This is a genomic window from Gordonia spumicola, assembly GCF_009932475.1.
GTDB classification, from domain to species: domain Bacteria; phylum Actinomycetota; class Actinomycetes; order Mycobacteriales; family Mycobacteriaceae; genus Gordonia; species Gordonia spumicola.
Genome location: NZ_BJOV01000005.1, coordinates 845,233 through 859,791, shown reverse-complemented (window position 1 = coordinate 859,791; position 14,559 = coordinate 845,233). Strand labels below are relative to the sequence as shown.

Genomic DNA, 14,559 nt, shown 5'->3' with positions numbered 1-14,559 from the left:
GGATCAGAGGGTGTGGATCAGTTCGACGGCGTGCGTGATCGCATCGGCGTCGGTGTTCGGCAGCACGCCGTGACCGAGGTTGACGATGTGACCGGGGGTGCCCGCGGCGACGGCGCGGTCACCTTCGGCGATGATGCGGGTCAGTTCGCGACGCACCGCTTCCGGTCCGGCGAGCAGCACCGTCGGATCGAGGTTGCCCTGGATCGCGACCGAGCGTCCGACACGTTCCGCGGCCACGTCCAGCGGGGTCCGCCAGTCGACGCCGATGACGTCGGTGCCGACACGCGTCATGGCGCCGAGGAGTTCACCTGTGCCGACGCCGAAGTGGATGCGCGGGACGCCGAACTGCTCGATCTCGGCCATCACCCGCGTCGAATGCGGCGCGACGAACGCCTCGTACGCGCTCTCGGAGAGGGTGCCGGCCCACGAGTCGAACAGTTGGACGGCGTCGACGCCCGCGGCGATCTGGGCGCGCAGGAACGCGATCGTCAGATCGGCGAGCCGTCCCATCAACGCGTGCCACAGGTCGGGTTCGGCGAGCATCATCGCCTTGGTGTGCTCATAGGTGCGGCTCGGCCCGCCCTCGATGAGGTACGACGCCAGCGTGAACGGTGCGCCCGCGAAACCGATCAGCGACACCGTCGGAGGCAGTTCCTCGAGAAGCAGTCCGATGGCCGCGGTGACGGCGCCGACGGCCTCCGGCTCCAGCCGGGGCAACGCGGCGACGTCGGCCGCGGTACGGATCGGCGACGCGATCACCGGACCGGTGCCGGGCACGATGTCCAGGTCGACGCCCGCGGCTTTGAGCGGCACGACGATGTCGGAGAACAGGATCGCGGCATCGGTGTCGTGGCGACGCACCGGCTGCATCGTGATCTCGCAGACCAGTTCGGGGTCGAAGCACGATTCGAGCATTCCGCGGTCCGCGCGGATGGCTCGGTACTCGGGCAACGACCGGCCCGCCTGCCGCATGAACCACACGGGACGACGTGCGGGCACCCGTCCGGTCGCCGCCGCGATCAACGGCATGTCGGATGCGGATCTGCGGGCGCGCACGATAGTCATGCCTTCACTGTGCCATCACCGGCCCATTCGACCGGGTCACACCCCGCCATAGATGGGGCGCGTCTCAGCCTTCACCACTCGGCGCGCCTCCGTGATCTGCGGCGTGTCGCGGCCTACTGTGGCGGCCGTGACCACTTCTGGAGCCCCGACGGAGCCTGCCGAGTTCCGCGACGCCGTGCAGTCGTTGCATGCGGCGACCGTCCGCTCGGAGATCGAGGTCGGCGCCATCCGACCGCCGCAGCGTCTCGCACCGTACAGCTACGCCCTCGGCGTCGAAGTCCGCCAGCCCGACGACATCGACGCGGCGCTCGTCCCGACCGATTCGGCAGGCAGTTCGTTCGGACGCCTCGTCCTCCTCTACGACCCGGAGGGCCAGGAGGCGTGGAACGGGACGTTCCGACTCGTCGCCTTCATCCAGGCCGAGGTCGAGGAGGCGTTGGCCGCCGACCCCATGCTTCCGCACGTCGCGTGGAGCTGGCTGTCGGAGTCGCTCGGCATCGACGACGGCGCGACCGAGTCGACACCGCCGTTCGGCAGCGACGTCCCGGCCGTCCGCGCCCTCGGCGGGACCGTCACCGCGACGACGTCCGTCCGCTACGGCGACATCGCCGGCCCCCCGGAGTCGCATCAGCTGGAACTCCGCGCGTCCTGGACCGCCACCAGCGGCGACCTCGCCGTCCACCTCGAAGCGTTCTGCGAGGTCCTCGCGTACGTGGCGGGTCTGCCGCCGTCGGGCGTGTCCGCACTCGGCTCGGTCTGAGGCGTGAGCGTCGAGCCGAACGAGTCGGTCACCCCGCTCCCCTGTCCCCGCGACGGTGTTCCCGACGTGATGACGACGCCGGACGAGTTCGCGGCCGTCGCCGCGCGGCTCGCCGCGGGCACGGGGCCGATCGCCGTCGACACCGAGCGCGCCAGCGGATTCCGCTACTCGCAGCGCGCCTATCTCATCCAGTTGCGCCGCACCGGGTCGGGCAGCTTCCTGCTCGACCCGATCGAGCATCCGGAGGCGCTCGGACCGGTCGTCGACGTCCTCACCGGCCCGCAGTGGATCCTCCACGCCGCCGACCAGGACCTGCCGTGCCTGCGTGAACTCGGGTTCGTCTGCGACAACGTGTTCGACACCGAACTCGCAGGCCGACTCCTCAACGTCCCCAAGGTGAACCTCGCGGCGATGGTCGCCGAGTTCCTGCATCTCGGGCTCGCGAAAGGGCACGGGGCGGCCGACTGGTCGCGCCGCCCGCTGCCGGACGACTGGCTCAACTATGCGGCGCTCGACGTCGAGGTCCTCGTCGAACTGCGCGACGCCGTCTCCGCCGCCCTGCGCGAAGCGGGCCGCGACACGTGGGCGGCACAGGAGTTCACGGCTGTCCTGGCGCGCCCGGCGCCCGAACCGAAACCCGAACGGTGGCGTCGGACGTCGAACATGCAGAGCCTGAAGACGGTCCGTCAGTTCGCCGTGGTCCGCGAGCTGTGGAACGAACGGGAAGAGGTCGCGCGACGCCGCGACATCGCACCGGGCCGCGTGCTCCCCGATTCGGCGATCGTGACGGCGGCCGCAGCGGCCCCGCGCACCACCGCCGACCTGACGAAGCTCCCGACGTTCTCCGGCCCCCGTCAGCGGCGTCAGGCCGACACGTGGATGCGCGCCATCCGCCGTGCCCAGTCGCTGCCGGACGCCGACCTGCCCGCCAAGCGCGCGCCGCAGGTCGGGATTCCGCCGATCAACCGCTGGGAACCCAAACATCCGGTGCCCGCGGCTCGCGCGAAAGCAGTCCGACCGGCGTTGAAGGAACTGTCCGAGACGATCGGGATCCCCACCGAGAACCTGATGTCCCCGAACGTTGTCCGCGACCTGTGCTGGGACGGAGTCCGCCGCGGCTCCACGGTCGCCGACCGCCTCGCCGAACTCGGCGCGCGCCCCTGGCAGATCGAGCTCACCGCACAGACCATCACCGACGCTCTCGCGTAGCGGACGTCGATCAGGCCAGGCCCGCGAACGACTTCGCGATCGACTCGGCGAGGTCGTCGGCGACGAGACCGAAGTCGGCGAGGAGCTCCTCCCGCGTCGAGTGCGTCACGAACTGCTGCGGGACGCCCCGCTGCAGGACCGGGACGAGGACTCCGGCGTCCGACAGCGCCCGGCTCACGGCCGCTCCGACACCGCCCTGCACTCCACCGTCCTCCAACGTCACGACGAGGCGGTGACTCCGGGCGAGCTCGACGATCGAGTCGGCGACCGGCAGTACCCACCGAGGGTCGACGACGGTCGCGCTGACCGCGTGGCCGGACAGTCCGGCCGCGGTGTCGAGCGCCAGCTGGGCGAACGATCCGACTCCGACGATCAGCACGTCGGCTCCCCCGTCGCGATCGCCCGCGAGGACGTCGACGCCGTCGTCCAGCCGCGCGAGCGCCGGGATGTCGGCGGGCACCGCGCCCTTCGAATAGCGGACCGCGGTCGGACCGTCCGCGGTGTCGAGCGCCTCGGACAGTTCCTCCCGCACGCGGATCACGTCACGGGGCGCGGCCACCTTCAGCCCGGGGACCAGCGACATCAGCGACAGGTCCCACATGCCGTGATGGCTCGGGCCGTCCGGACCCGTGATGCCTGCACGGTCGAGGACGAGGGTCATCGGAAGCTTCAGGAGCGCGACGTCCATCAAGAGCTGATCGAAGGCGCGGTTGAGGAAGGTCGCGTAGATGGCGAGCACCGGGTGCAGGCCGCCGAGCGCCAGACCGGCCGCCGACGTCATCCCGTGCTGCTCGGCGATGCCGACGTCGAACATGCGGTCCGGATACTGCTCGCCGAACGCGGCGAGGCCTGTCGGACCGGGCATCGCCGCGGTGATCGCGACGACCTCGGGACGCGCGGCGCCCTCGGCGACGAGCGCCGACGAGAACACCGACGTCCAGTCCTGGGTCGGCGCGGACGTCGCCTTGCCGGTGGCCGGGTCCATCTTGCCGGTGGCGTGCATCTGCTCCGCCTCGTCGTTCTCCGCGGGCGCGTAGCCGTTGCCCTTACGGGTGACGGCGTGGACGATGACCGGTCCGCCGAACGCCTTCGCGCGGCGAAGCGCGTCCTCCATCGCGTGGACGTCGTGCCCGTCGACCGGGCCGACGTACTTGAGTCCGAGGTCGGCGAACATGGCCTGCGGCGACACGAGGTCTTTCACACCGCTCTTCATGCCGTGCAGCACGGCGTAGGTGGCGTCGCCGACGACCGGGATGCTGCGCAGCGCCTGCCGCCCGCCGACGAGGAAACGCTCGTACCCGGGCTGCAGCCGCAGCGCCGAGAGGTTCTTGGCGAGGCCGCCGATGGTCGGGGCGTACGACCGCCCGTTGTCGTTGACGACGATCACCACCTGCCGACGCCCGTCGGCGATGTTGTTGAGCGCCTCCCAACACATGCCGCCGGTGAGCGCGCCGTCGCCGACCACCGCGACGACCGTCCGGTCCTGATCGGTGAGCTCGAACGCCTTCGACAGCCCGTCCGCGTTCGACAGCGCGGCCGACGCGTGGGACGACTCGATCCAGTCGTGGGGACTCTCGGCGCGGTCCTGATAGCCGGTGAGGCCGTCGCGCTGACGGAGCGTGTCGAATCGGTTCTTGCGCCCGGTGACGATCTTGTGGACGTAGCACTGGTGGCCGGTGTCGAACAGGATCGGATCGGTCGGGGACTCGAACACCCGGTGGATCGCCAAGGTCAGCTCGACGACGCCGAGGTTCGGCCCGAGGTGGCCGCCCGTGGCGGCGACCTTCTCGATGAGGAACTCCCGGATCTCCGCCGCCAGCCCGTCGAGGTCGGCGGGCGCGAGAGCCCGAACGTCCGCAGGCGAATCGACTCGATCCAGCACACCCATCGAGCGTCTCCTCACGTCAACCCGTCCGAACGCCGGTGCGTTCGGCACGTGCGGACCAGTCTACGTAACCGTCTCAGCGCGTGAGGACCGCGATGCCCTCGACGTGATTTGTCATGGGGAATGCGTCGAATCCGCGCCAATCACGCACCGTGTACCCCTGGGCGGCGAACCGTCCGAGGTCCCGGGCGAAGGCCGCGGCATCACATCCGACGTGCACGACGACGGCCGGACGCGCGGCGACGATCGCGTCGACGACAGCCGCCCCCGCTCCGGACCTCGGCGGGTCGGAGATCACCAGGTCGGGCGCCCGCAGCGACGAGACGATGTCGGCGACAGCGCCTCGGTGGATCTCCACCTGGTCGTCGGCGAGCGTGCGTTCGGCCGCGGCGAGCGCCCCCGGGTCGGTGTCGACGAGGTCGACACCGGTGACGGTCGGACCGTCGGTCGCATCGAGCATGCAGGCGCTGAACACGCCGACGCCGCCGTAGAGGTCCCACATGTGGACGTCGCCCGTCAGTCCGACTCCAGCCACGAGGTCGACGACCGTCGACGTGTATGCGGCCGGAGCCTGACGGTGCGCCTGCCAGAACCCGGTGACCGGCACCGTCCAGGTGCGCGGCCCGATGGTCTGCACGGCGTGCGTGTGCCCCTGGACGGTGCGCACCGACCGTGGGGCGGTGTGCGCCGACCTGCTGCTCTGCGCCCGACCGCGGCGGTCCTTGCCGCGACGACCGCGACGATCGGCCGGTGCGGATAGTTCGGCGATGTGCCGTGTCCCCTCGCTGTCGGCGGCGAGGACCAGTTCGGTTCCGGGCGCACCGCCGATCCCGTCGAGGCCGTCGAGCAGTCCGGCGACGGGACCGGCGCACGGCACCGTCACCAGGTCGGACGAACGACGTCCGCGCAGGCCGACGACGCCGCCGGGTCCGACGGCCAGGCGGGTGCGGACACGCCACCCCGACGGTTCGTCGCCGAGCGGGTCGACGACGGGCGGGGTCGGCGCGTCGGCCCCGAAGCCGCCGATGCGACGCAGGACGTCGGCGAGGGCCTCGGCCCCCAGCTCCCTGGCGTGGGCCGGGTCGACGAACGACAGGTCGCAGCAGCCCGCTCCGGCCGCCGCGGCCGGGCACAGCGGGTCGATCCGATGGGGGCTCGCGTCCAGGACGTCGACGACGGTCGCCTTCGCGTAGGACGCCCGGGAATCGTCGGTCACCGCGGCTCGGACCCGTTCACCGGGCAGACCGCCCTCGACGAACACGACCCGGCCGTTGCTGCGCGCGATGCCCGACCCGCCGTTCGCGTAGCCGGTGACCTCCAGTTCGAGCTCGGTCACCGGCTCTTCTCCTCGGAGGTGAAGCCGCGGCGGATGTCGCCCGGCGCGATGTACTGGTGCTGCAGTCGCTTGCCGCGTTCCTCCGACGACGAGAGCTGCCACGGCACCGACGTCACCATGACGCCCGGCTCGAACAGCAGTCGCGTCTTGATCCGCAGCGCCGACTGGTTGTGCAGGATCTGCTCCCACCAGTGACCGACGACGTATTCGGGGATGAACACGGTGATCACATCGCGCGGCGACTCCCGACGGATCCGTCGCACGTAGCTGATGATCGGCCGCGTGACCTCCCGGTACGGCGATGCGACCACCTTCAACGGGACCGACAGGTCGCTGTCCTCCCATTCGGACACCAGCTTGCGCGTGTCGCGGTCGTCGACGTTGACCGTCAGCGCCTCCAGGACGTCGGGACGGGTGGCGCGCGCGTACCGCAGGGCCCGCCGCGTCGGCAGGTGCAGCGTCGACACGAGGACGATCGAGTGCGTGCGGCTCGGCAGCACCTCGTCCTCCCCCTCGACGGCCTCGTCGAGTTCCCGCTGCACCGACGAGTAGTGACGGTGGATCAGCTTCATCAGGACGAACAGCAGGACCATCGCCAGGATCGCCATCCACGCGCCCGCGGTGAACTTGGTGATCAACACCACCACGAGGACGGTGCCCGTCATCAGCATGCCGATCGCGTTGATGATCCGCGACCGGATCATGCGTCGGCGTGCTTCCGGGTCGGTCTCCAGCTTGAGGTGACGCGTCCAGTGCCGGACCATGCCGGTCTGGCTCAGGGTGAACGAGACGAACACGCCGACGATGTAGAGCTGGATCAGCGAGGTCACCTCGGCGCCGAATGCGACGACGAACCCGACAGCGGCGATGGCGAGGAAGACGATGCCGTTGGAGAACGCGAGACGATCGCCACGGGTGTGCAACTGCCGCGGCAGGAAGCGGTCCTGGGCCAGCACCGATCCGAGAACGGGGAAACCGTTGAAGGCGGTGTTCGCGGCCAGCATCAGGATCAGCGCCGTGACGATGGCGATCGCGTAGAGACCGACCGGGAAACCGGCGAACACGGCCTCCGCGATCTGCGCGATGATCGACTTCTGCTGGTAGCCGTTCGGCACGCCGATCAGGTCCTTCGCCGGGTCGAGCACATACTTGGCTCCGATCTCCTGCGCGAGCATGACGATGCCGAGGAGCAGGGCGATCGAGAACCCGCCGAGCATGAGCAGCGTCGTCGCCGCATTGCGCGACTTCGGCTTCTTGAAGGCGGGCACACCGTTGCTGATCGCCTCGACTCCGGTCAGCGCGGCACAGCCAGACGAGAAGGCGCGCGCGACGAGGAAGACCATCGCGATGCCCATCAGATGGTCGTTCTCGGGCCGGATGTCGTAGCCGCTCGTCTCCGCTTGGACGTTGTCGCCGAAGACGAAGATCTTGACGAAACCCCAGATCAGCATGGCGGCGACGCCGACGATGAAGGCATACGTCGGGATCGCGAGCACCGAGCCAGACTCCTTGATGCCGCGCAGATTGACCGCGGCGATCAGCGCGATCGCCGCGACGCAGAACAGCACCTTGTGCTCGTGGACGAACGGGATCGCCGAGCCGATGTTCTCCGCCGCGGACGTGATCGACACCGCGACGGTGAGGACGTAGTCGACGAGCAGCGCCGCGGCGACCGTCAGCCCGGCGTTGGCGCCGAGATTGACGGTCGCGACCTCGTAGTCGCCGCCGCCCGACGGGTAGGCGTGCACGTTCTGCCGATAGCTGGCGACCACGACGACCATGACCAACGCCACCGCGACCGCCACCCACGGCGCGAACGAGATGGCGCTGATGCCCGCGACCGACAGCACGAGGAAGATCTCCTGGGGCGCGTACGCCACGGACGACATCGCGTCCGATGCGAACACCGGCAGGGCGATCCTCTTGGGCAGAAGCGTGTGGCCCAGGCGGTCGCTCCGGAACGGGCGACCGAGGAGCAGGCGCTTGGCGCCGACCGAGACCTTCGACATCGTGGACACGCAGCAACATTAGGCCGTCACATCGGCGCGTACCACCGGGGTGCGATTTCGCGGCGAGAGAAGTAACGTCTCCCACCGTGCGTGTGATCATCATGGGCTGCGGCCGAGTCGGATCGGCCCTGGCAGTCGCCATGTCCGGACGTGGACACGAAGTGGTCGTCATCGACCGGAATCCGTCGGCGTTCCGCCGACTCGGCGACGACTTCACCGGTCGGACGGTGCAGGGCGTCGGTTTCGACCGCGATGTCCTCGCCGAGGCCGGAATCGAGAGCGCAGACGCGTTCGCCGCGGTCTCGTCCGGCGACAACTCCAACATCATCTCGGCGCGTGTCGCGCGGGAGACGTTCGGCGTCAACCGGGTCGTCGCCCGCATCTACGACGCGAAGCGCGCCGCGGTGTTCGAGCGTCTCGGCATCCCGACCGTCGCAACCGTCCCGTGGACCACCGAACGGTTCGTCTCCGCGCTCGGCGACACGTCGAGCACCCCGGTCTGGCACGATCCGTCCGGCTCCCTGGTGATGGCGGTGGTCGCGTTCCACGAATCGTGGGTCGGCGTCGACTGCCAGCGGTTCCAGGAGGAGACCGGCGCCCGCATCGCGTTCCTGCACCGGCTCGGGCGGCCGATCCTGCCGGAGCCGCGGACCGTCATTCAGCAGGACGACGAACTGTACGTGGCCGCCCTCGCCGCGAACGTCGACAATGCGCGCGCCGTCGCGGCCGCCGAATTCGGGGAGTAGGAAACTGTGAAGGTCGCCATCGCCGGAGCCGGAGCCGTCGGACGTGCCATCGCCCGCGAACTGCTGCTCAACGAGCACGACGTGACGTTGTTCGAGAAGGACCCGTCGCACATCGACCGCGAGTCCGTGTCGGGCGCCGTGTGGGTGCACGCCGACGCGTGCGAGCTCGACGATCTCGAACGCACCGAACTGCAGACGTTCGACGTGATGGTCGCGGCCACCGGCGACGACAAGGCCAATCTCGTGGTCAGCCTCCTCGCGACCACCGAGTTCGCCGTCAACCGCGTCGTCGCGCGCGTGAACGATCCGCGCAACGAGTGGCTCTTCAACGACGACTGGGGCGTCGACGTGGCGGTCTCCACGCCCCGCATGCTCGCATCGCTCGTGGAGGAGGCCGTCTCGGTCGGCGACCTCGTCCGCCTGATGACGTTCCGTCAGGGTCAGGCCAATCTGGTGGAGTTGACGCTGCCCGACGACACTCCCCTGGCAGGCAAGGCGGTCCGCCGCCTGCAGCTGCCCCGCGACGTGGCATTGGTGGCGATCATCCGGGGCAAGCGCGTGATCGTGCCGCAGTCAGACGATTCCCTCGAAGGCGGCGACGAGCTCGTCTTCGTGGCGCCGGAGGAGGCCGAAGCCGACCTCCACCACGCCATGAAAGTACCTACGACGTGACGTAGTAGGTACTTTGTGCCCATCGGACGTAGGAGCCATTGTCCCTACATCGTCGCAGGTCACGAGACCTGCGACACGATTCGTCCTCCCCTAGCGACCCCCGTGGTCAGATCGATTCGGGCACGCTGCCCGCGACGCCCGGATCACCACGCGAGGAGTACGACGACATGATCTCTCACGACAGCCGCACCATGATCGAGGCGACCCTGCCCGCCGTCGAGGGCGCCCTCGACGCCATCACCGAGAACTTCTACGGACGGCTCTTCGCGGCGCACCCCGGCCTGCTGTCGGACCTGTTCAACCGGACCAACCAGCAGAACGGGTCGCAGCCCGTCGTCCTCGCCGGATCCATCGCCGCCTTCGCCCGGCTGCAACTGATGCCCGACCTCGACCTGCAGCGGTCGATCACCGAACGCATCGCCCACAAGCACGCGTCGCTCGGCGTGGTCGCAGACCAGTATCCGATCGTGCACGAGCACCTGTTCGCCGCGATCGTGGAGGTCCTCGGCGAGGCCGTCACCCCGGAGGTCGCGGCGGCGTGGGACGAACTGTACTGGGAGATGGCGCACGTCCTGATCGGGCGCGAGAACGAGTTGTACGCCTCAGCGGGCGTCGCACCGGGCCAGGTGTGGCGGACCGTGCGCGTCGCCGACCGCGACCAGGTGTCACCCGACGCCGTGTCGTTCACCGTGGCGTCGACCGACGGCTCTCGGCTCCCGGACTTCACGCCGGGTCAGTACATCTCGGTGCAGGTTCCGCTCGCCGACGGCGCGCGCCAGATCCGGCAGTACAGCCTCACCGGAGCCGTGGACGATCCGACGTGGCGATTCAGTGTGAAGCTCGACGGCGAGGTGTCGTCCTGGCTGCACGAGAACGCGTTCGGCGGCGACGAGCTGACCGTGAGCACGCCGTTCGGTGATCTGACGCTGCCCGACGACGACGGTCCGCTGCTGCTCGCCTCCGCGGGCATCGGCTGCACGCCGATGATCGGCATCCTGCATCACCTCGTCCGCACCGGCGACACCCGCAAGGTCCAGGTGCTGCACGCCGACCGTTCCCGGGCCCGCCAGCCCCATCGCGGCGAGATCGGCGAACTCGTCGCACAGTTGCCCGGCGGCAGCCTCTACCAGTGGTACGAGCACGGAGTCAGCGCCGGCCCGACCACGCGCATCGGTCTGATCGACCTGTCCGACGTCCCCGTCGACCCCGCGACCACCGCCCTCGTCTGCGGCCCGGCCGGATTCATGGACTCGGTGCGCGACGCGCTCGCCGACCGCGACCTGCCCGCCGAGCGGATCCGGTTCGAGACGTTCGGCGGCGTCCGGCGATGAACGCCGCACACGCCACTGCGGTCGCGGCCACGTTCCTGTGGCTGGGAATGGTGGCCGCCATCTCGTTCATCGAGGCGCCGCTGAAGTTCCGCGCTCCGGGGATCACGATTCCGCTCGGCCTCGGCATCGGCAGGCTCGTGTTCCGCGCGCTGAACAGCGTCGAAGCGGTGTGGGCACTCGCCCTGATCGTGGCGATGGTCGCCGGGGACGGCTGGCCGCGTCTCGCGGGCCCGGCCCTCGGCGCGGCCGTCGCGGCGCTCGCCGTCCAGGTGATCGCGGTTCGCCCGGCGCTCGCACGTCGCTCCGACGCGGTGCTCGCATCGCCCGACGACATTCCGGCCGAGCGCAGCCACGCGCACCTCTGGTACGTCGGTCTCGAGCTCGTGAAGACGGCGGCCCTCGTCACCCTCGGCGCGGTGCTCCTGACCGCCTGACACCGCCAGGACGTGTCAGTCGTCGGCGGAGTGGAGTTCGTACTCGGGGTTGTAGACGACCTTCATTCCGTCGGCGTTGGCGACGCGGCCGCGGACTGTCAGACGGCGGCCGGGCTCGATGCCCGGGATCCGATTGCGGCCCATCCACTTGAGGATCACCGTGTCGGTGCCGTCGAAGAACTCCGCCCGCACACCGGAATGGGTGTTGCGGGAGCAGGTCTCCACCGAGCGGAGTTCGCCGACCATCACGGCCTGCTTTCCGCGAGTGCACTCGCGGGCGGGCTGAGCGTCGGTGGCGTGCTGTGCACTGGCCTCCCGACACTCGCGTTGTACTCGCTCTTCCTCGATGTCCTCGAGGTCTTCGGTGAGCATCTTGCTCAGCCGCTTGAGCAGACCGGTGTTCGTCATCCCCACCCTCCGGGCACGTCCCGTCGAAGTCGCTTGCAGCCTCACCATACTCCCCGTGCAAGATCGTTGTATGCGCACAGTCATCGTGATGCCGGGCACAGGGTCGGACGCCGACTTCGTCCGCCGCGTCTTCCATCGTCGGGCCGCGGTCACCGGTGCCGAACTGCACTGCCTCGAACCCGACGCGGACCTGGTCGCGAGCTATCTGACCAGGATCGATGCGATCGCCGAGCGGTCGGAGTCGGTGATCGTCGGCGGCGTGTCCATCGGCGCCGCGATCGCCGTCTCGTGGGCGCTCGATCCGGGACGCGCGGCACGATGCGACGGCGTCCTCGCCGCACTCCCCGCGTGGTCGGGGGCCCCCGGCGACTCCGTCGCGTCCGTCTCCGCTCGGCTCACCGCCGAGAGCATCGAGAACGACGGTCTCGAACCGACAGTCTCCGCGATGGTGGCGGGCAGCCCCGACTGGCTCGGCGCCGAACTGGCCCGATCGTGGCGCTCACTCCACCCGCGAGGCCTGGTCGCTCAACTGCGTGCGGCGTCGACGTTCGTCGGGCCGTCGCTCACCGACATCGCATCGTTGACGGTCCCGCTCGGTGTCGCGGTCGCGCCGGACGATCCGCTGCATCCCGCCGACGTCGGACGCGCCTGGGCGGCGGCCGCGCCCCGCGGAGCCGTCGTCGAGACGCCGCTCACCGAATTCGGTCCGGACGAGCGCCTCCTCGGTGACGCCTGCTTCGCCGCGCTCGCGGACGCAGCCTCCGGAGCAGCCCGCACCTGAGTCGTCAGCGCCGACGTCGCCCACGGAGCCGGGACAACGCCGAGCCCCGAGACGGGGACGGGGCGTCTGACGACAGGGCATCCGGGGACGGCTCGACCGCCTGCGCGTCGTCGGACTCCTCGTCGACCGACGATCCGGACGGCTGCGCCTCGGTGAACACGGTCGCCGCGGCGCTCTGCGCGACGGCCCCGCCGGGGAGCACCTCGTCGGCGCCGGCATCGGCCGACGCCTCCGGAGCCGGGGCGCCGGAGATCGGCTCGGACGTCGGCCCGAGCCCCTGCTCCTGCGCCATCTGCTGCTGGGCCGCCGCCACCTGCTCCGCCAGCACCGGCGGCAGGACGAGCGGAAGCACCTCACGGGGCGGGTACGGCTGGGTACCGCGCCGGACGACGGTCTCCGCGAGCACCGCGCGGGCCAATTGCGCGAGCTGCTCCCCCGCCTCGTCCGGACCGCTCGCGACGAGGCGGACCATCCAGCGGGACCCGTCGACGCCGATGAAGCGGTGATGTCCGCCCTCGACCCGCGCCAGCACCTCGCGACCCCAGTGCCCGTCCTCGATCGACGTCTGGGCGCCCTCGGCGCGCAGCGACTCGGCCAGCTCCCTGACCACCTCGCGCCACAGGCCGCCGCTCCGGGGCGCCGCGAACGCGTGGATGCCGATGCGGCCGACCGGGGTCACCAGGTACACGGCCTCCGGCTGATTCTCCGCCGACATCTCGACGGTCACCTGGCCGCCCTCGACGACCGGCATCAGCACCGAGCCGAGGTCGAGATGCGAGTTGGTCAGGTCGTCGGGCGAGCCCGCGAGGTCGTCGATGTCGTACGGTCCGCCCGCTTCGCCGATCGTCTTGGTGCCGCTCATGCCTGTGCCTTCTCGTCGCTGGAGATGTCGTCTGTGAGGATGGCGTGCCCGCCGCTGGATCCGTGACCGCCGTCGCCGCGCGCCGTATCGTCGAGTTCGTCGACCTCGACGACGTCCGGGAGCTCCACCTTCTGGACGACCAATTGCGCGATCCGATCGCCCCGGGCGATCGAGATCGTCGTCTCCGGGTCGTGATTGATCAGGCACACCTTGATCTCGCCGCGGTAGCCCGCGTCGATGGTGCCCGGTGTGTTCACGATCGACAGGCCCGCTCGGGCGGCGAGACCCGAACGCGGATGGATGAGCCCGACCGTCCCGACCGGCAGGGCGATGGCGACACCGGTGCCGACGAGTCGCCGGTGACCGGGTTCGAGTTCCAGGTCGGTCGCCGCGAACAGATCGACTCCCGCGTCGTCGGGATGGGCTCTCACCGGCAGCGGGAGTCCGGCGTCCAGGCGGCGGATGCGCAACGGCGGGTACGTCTGCGTACGACTCTGCGTGGTCACCCCCGCAGACTACTAGTCGGCGCCCCGACTAATCTGGACGGCGTGACGGAATCTCCCCAGACGGCGACCGAACGCGCCGATCGGTACACCGAACGACTCACGGCGCCCTGGTGGTGGTGGATCGCCGGCGCGGTGCTGACCGCCGTTCTCGGCTACGAGATCCAGTTGGCCGCGTACCGCCAGTCGTGGAGCGTGATCGCCTACCCGCTGCTCGGGGTCCTCATCGCGTGGGGCATCTGGTCCATGGGCCGCACCCTGATCCGCGTGGACGCCGACGGCGCCGTCCACGCCCACAAAGCGGTGCTTCCGTCCGAGGTCATCGCCCGCGGCGCGACGATCGGACCGTCCCAGCGCAGCGCCGCGCTCGGCCGTCAGCTCGACCCCGCAGCGTTCCTCATGCACCGGTCGTGGATCAAGTCGATGGTGCTGCTCGTCCTCGACGACCCCGACGACCCCACCCCGTACTGGCTGGTGTCCACTCGTCACCCCGAGAAGGTCCTCGAGGCCCTCGACATGACAGACGCCGCACGGGAGTAGTTCCCGTACGGCGTCTGT

15 protein-coding genes are annotated in these 14,559 nt (G+C 70.1%); 8 read left to right on the top strand and 7 right to left on the bottom strand.

Annotated features, from left to right (window positions below):
* Nucleotides 1–3: 3 nt before the first annotated feature.
* Nucleotides 4–1,029: a uroporphyrinogen decarboxylase gene (gene hemE / locus GYB83_RS15300; protein WP_161897534.1), complete on the bottom strand. Its 1,026-nt coding sequence runs from the start codon at nucleotides 1,027–1,029 to the stop codon at nucleotides 4–6.
* Nucleotides 1,030–1,192: 163 nt separating this feature from the next.
* On the opposite strand from hemE, the gene GYB83_RS15295 reads away from it, so the two are divergent.
* Both GYB83_RS15295 and GYB83_RS15290 read left to right on the top strand, forming a co-directional pair.
* Nucleotides 1,193–1,825 carry a DUF3000 domain-containing protein gene (locus tag GYB83_RS15295; protein WP_161896288.1) on the top strand — a complete coding sequence of 211 codons (633 nt, stop codon included), beginning with the start codon at nucleotides 1,193–1,195 and terminating at the stop codon, nucleotides 1,823–1,825.
* Nucleotides 1,826–1,828: 3 nt separating this feature from the next.
* A complete protein-coding gene (locus tag GYB83_RS15290) occupies nucleotides 1,829–3,034 on the top strand; it encodes an HRDC domain-containing protein (protein ID WP_228461510.1) in 1,206 nt (401 codons plus the stop codon).
* 10 nt (nucleotides 3,035–3,044) lie between these two features.
* Here GYB83_RS15290 and dxs read toward each other — a convergent pair whose 3' ends face one another.
* From dxs to GYB83_RS15275, 3 genes are all read right to left on the bottom strand, one after another.
* Complete coding sequence (gene dxs / locus GYB83_RS15285; RefSeq protein WP_161896287.1) at nucleotides 3,045–4,922, bottom strand: 1-deoxy-D-xylulose-5-phosphate synthase; 1,878 nt, start codon at nucleotides 4,920–4,922, stop codon at nucleotides 3,045–3,047.
* Between the two features lie 73 nt (nucleotides 4,923–4,995).
* Nucleotides 4,996–6,255 (bottom strand): class I SAM-dependent RNA methyltransferase, encoded by a 1,260-nt coding sequence (locus GYB83_RS15280; RefSeq protein ID WP_161896286.1) that lies wholly within the window; start codon nucleotides 6,253–6,255, stop codon nucleotides 4,996–4,998.
* Nucleotides 6,252–8,264, bottom strand: a complete 2,013-nt coding sequence (locus tag GYB83_RS15275; RefSeq protein WP_161897532.1) for an APC family permease — start codon at nucleotides 8,262–8,264, stop codon at nucleotides 6,252–6,254. Before GYB83_RS15275 ends, GYB83_RS15280 begins: the two co-directional genes overlap by 4 nt.
* 86 nt (nucleotides 8,265–8,350) lie before the next feature.
* On the opposite strand from GYB83_RS15275, the gene GYB83_RS15270 reads away from it, so the two are divergent.
* From GYB83_RS15270 to GYB83_RS15255, 4 genes are all read left to right on the top strand, one after another.
* Nucleotides 8,351–9,010, top strand: coding sequence for a potassium channel family protein (locus tag GYB83_RS15270; protein WP_161896285.1), 660 nt, complete (start codon nucleotides 8,351–8,353; stop codon nucleotides 9,008–9,010).
* A gap of 6 nt (nucleotides 9,011–9,016) precedes the next feature.
* Nucleotides 9,017–9,682 (top strand): potassium channel family protein, encoded by a 666-nt coding sequence (locus GYB83_RS15265; protein ID WP_161896284.1) that lies wholly within the window; start codon nucleotides 9,017–9,019, stop codon nucleotides 9,680–9,682.
* 167 nt (nucleotides 9,683–9,849) lie between these two features.
* The gene (locus tag GYB83_RS15260) at nucleotides 9,850–11,013 is read left to right on the top strand and encodes a globin domain-containing protein (RefSeq protein WP_161896283.1); all 1,164 of its coding nucleotides are present in this window, start codon (nucleotides 9,850–9,852) and stop codon (nucleotides 11,011–11,013) included.
* Nucleotides 11,010–11,447 carry a hypothetical protein gene (locus GYB83_RS15255; protein ID WP_161896282.1) on the top strand — a complete coding sequence of 146 codons (438 nt, stop codon included), beginning with the start codon at nucleotides 11,010–11,012 and terminating at the stop codon, nucleotides 11,445–11,447. The genes GYB83_RS15260 and GYB83_RS15255 overlap by 4 nt, the downstream gene beginning before the upstream one ends.
* Before the next feature lie 15 nt (nucleotides 11,448–11,462).
* Here the strand turns inward: GYB83_RS15255 and GYB83_RS15250 are convergent, their stop codons facing one another.
* Nucleotides 11,463–11,855: an OB-fold nucleic acid binding domain-containing protein gene (locus tag GYB83_RS15250; protein WP_161896281.1), complete on the bottom strand. Its 393-nt coding sequence runs from the start codon at nucleotides 11,853–11,855 to the stop codon at nucleotides 11,463–11,465.
* Nucleotides 11,856–11,925: 70 nt separating this feature from the next.
* Between GYB83_RS15250 and GYB83_RS15245 the strand changes: the two genes are divergently transcribed.
* Complete coding sequence (locus GYB83_RS15245; RefSeq protein WP_161896280.1) at nucleotides 11,926–12,636, top strand: alpha/beta hydrolase; 711 nt, start codon at nucleotides 11,926–11,928, stop codon at nucleotides 12,634–12,636.
* A gap of 4 nt (nucleotides 12,637–12,640) precedes the next feature.
* Here GYB83_RS15245 and GYB83_RS15240 read toward each other — a convergent pair whose 3' ends face one another.
* Nucleotides 12,641–13,498 carry a DUF3710 domain-containing protein gene (locus tag GYB83_RS15240; RefSeq protein ID WP_161896279.1) on the bottom strand — a complete coding sequence of 286 codons (858 nt, stop codon included), beginning with the start codon at nucleotides 13,496–13,498 and terminating at the stop codon, nucleotides 12,641–12,643.
* Nucleotides 13,495–14,004 carry a dUTP diphosphatase gene (dut, locus tag GYB83_RS15235; protein ID WP_161896278.1) on the bottom strand — a complete coding sequence of 170 codons (510 nt, stop codon included), beginning with the start codon at nucleotides 14,002–14,004 and terminating at the stop codon, nucleotides 13,495–13,497. The genes GYB83_RS15240 and dut overlap by 4 nt, the downstream gene beginning before the upstream one ends.
* A 42-nt stretch (nucleotides 14,005–14,046) precedes the next feature.
* On the opposite strand from dut, the gene GYB83_RS15230 reads away from it, so the two are divergent.
* The gene (locus tag GYB83_RS15230) at nucleotides 14,047–14,541 is read left to right on the top strand and encodes a DUF3093 domain-containing protein (RefSeq protein WP_228461508.1); all 495 of its coding nucleotides are present in this window, start codon (nucleotides 14,047–14,049) and stop codon (nucleotides 14,539–14,541) included.
* Nucleotides 14,542–14,559: the final 18 nt, after the last annotated feature.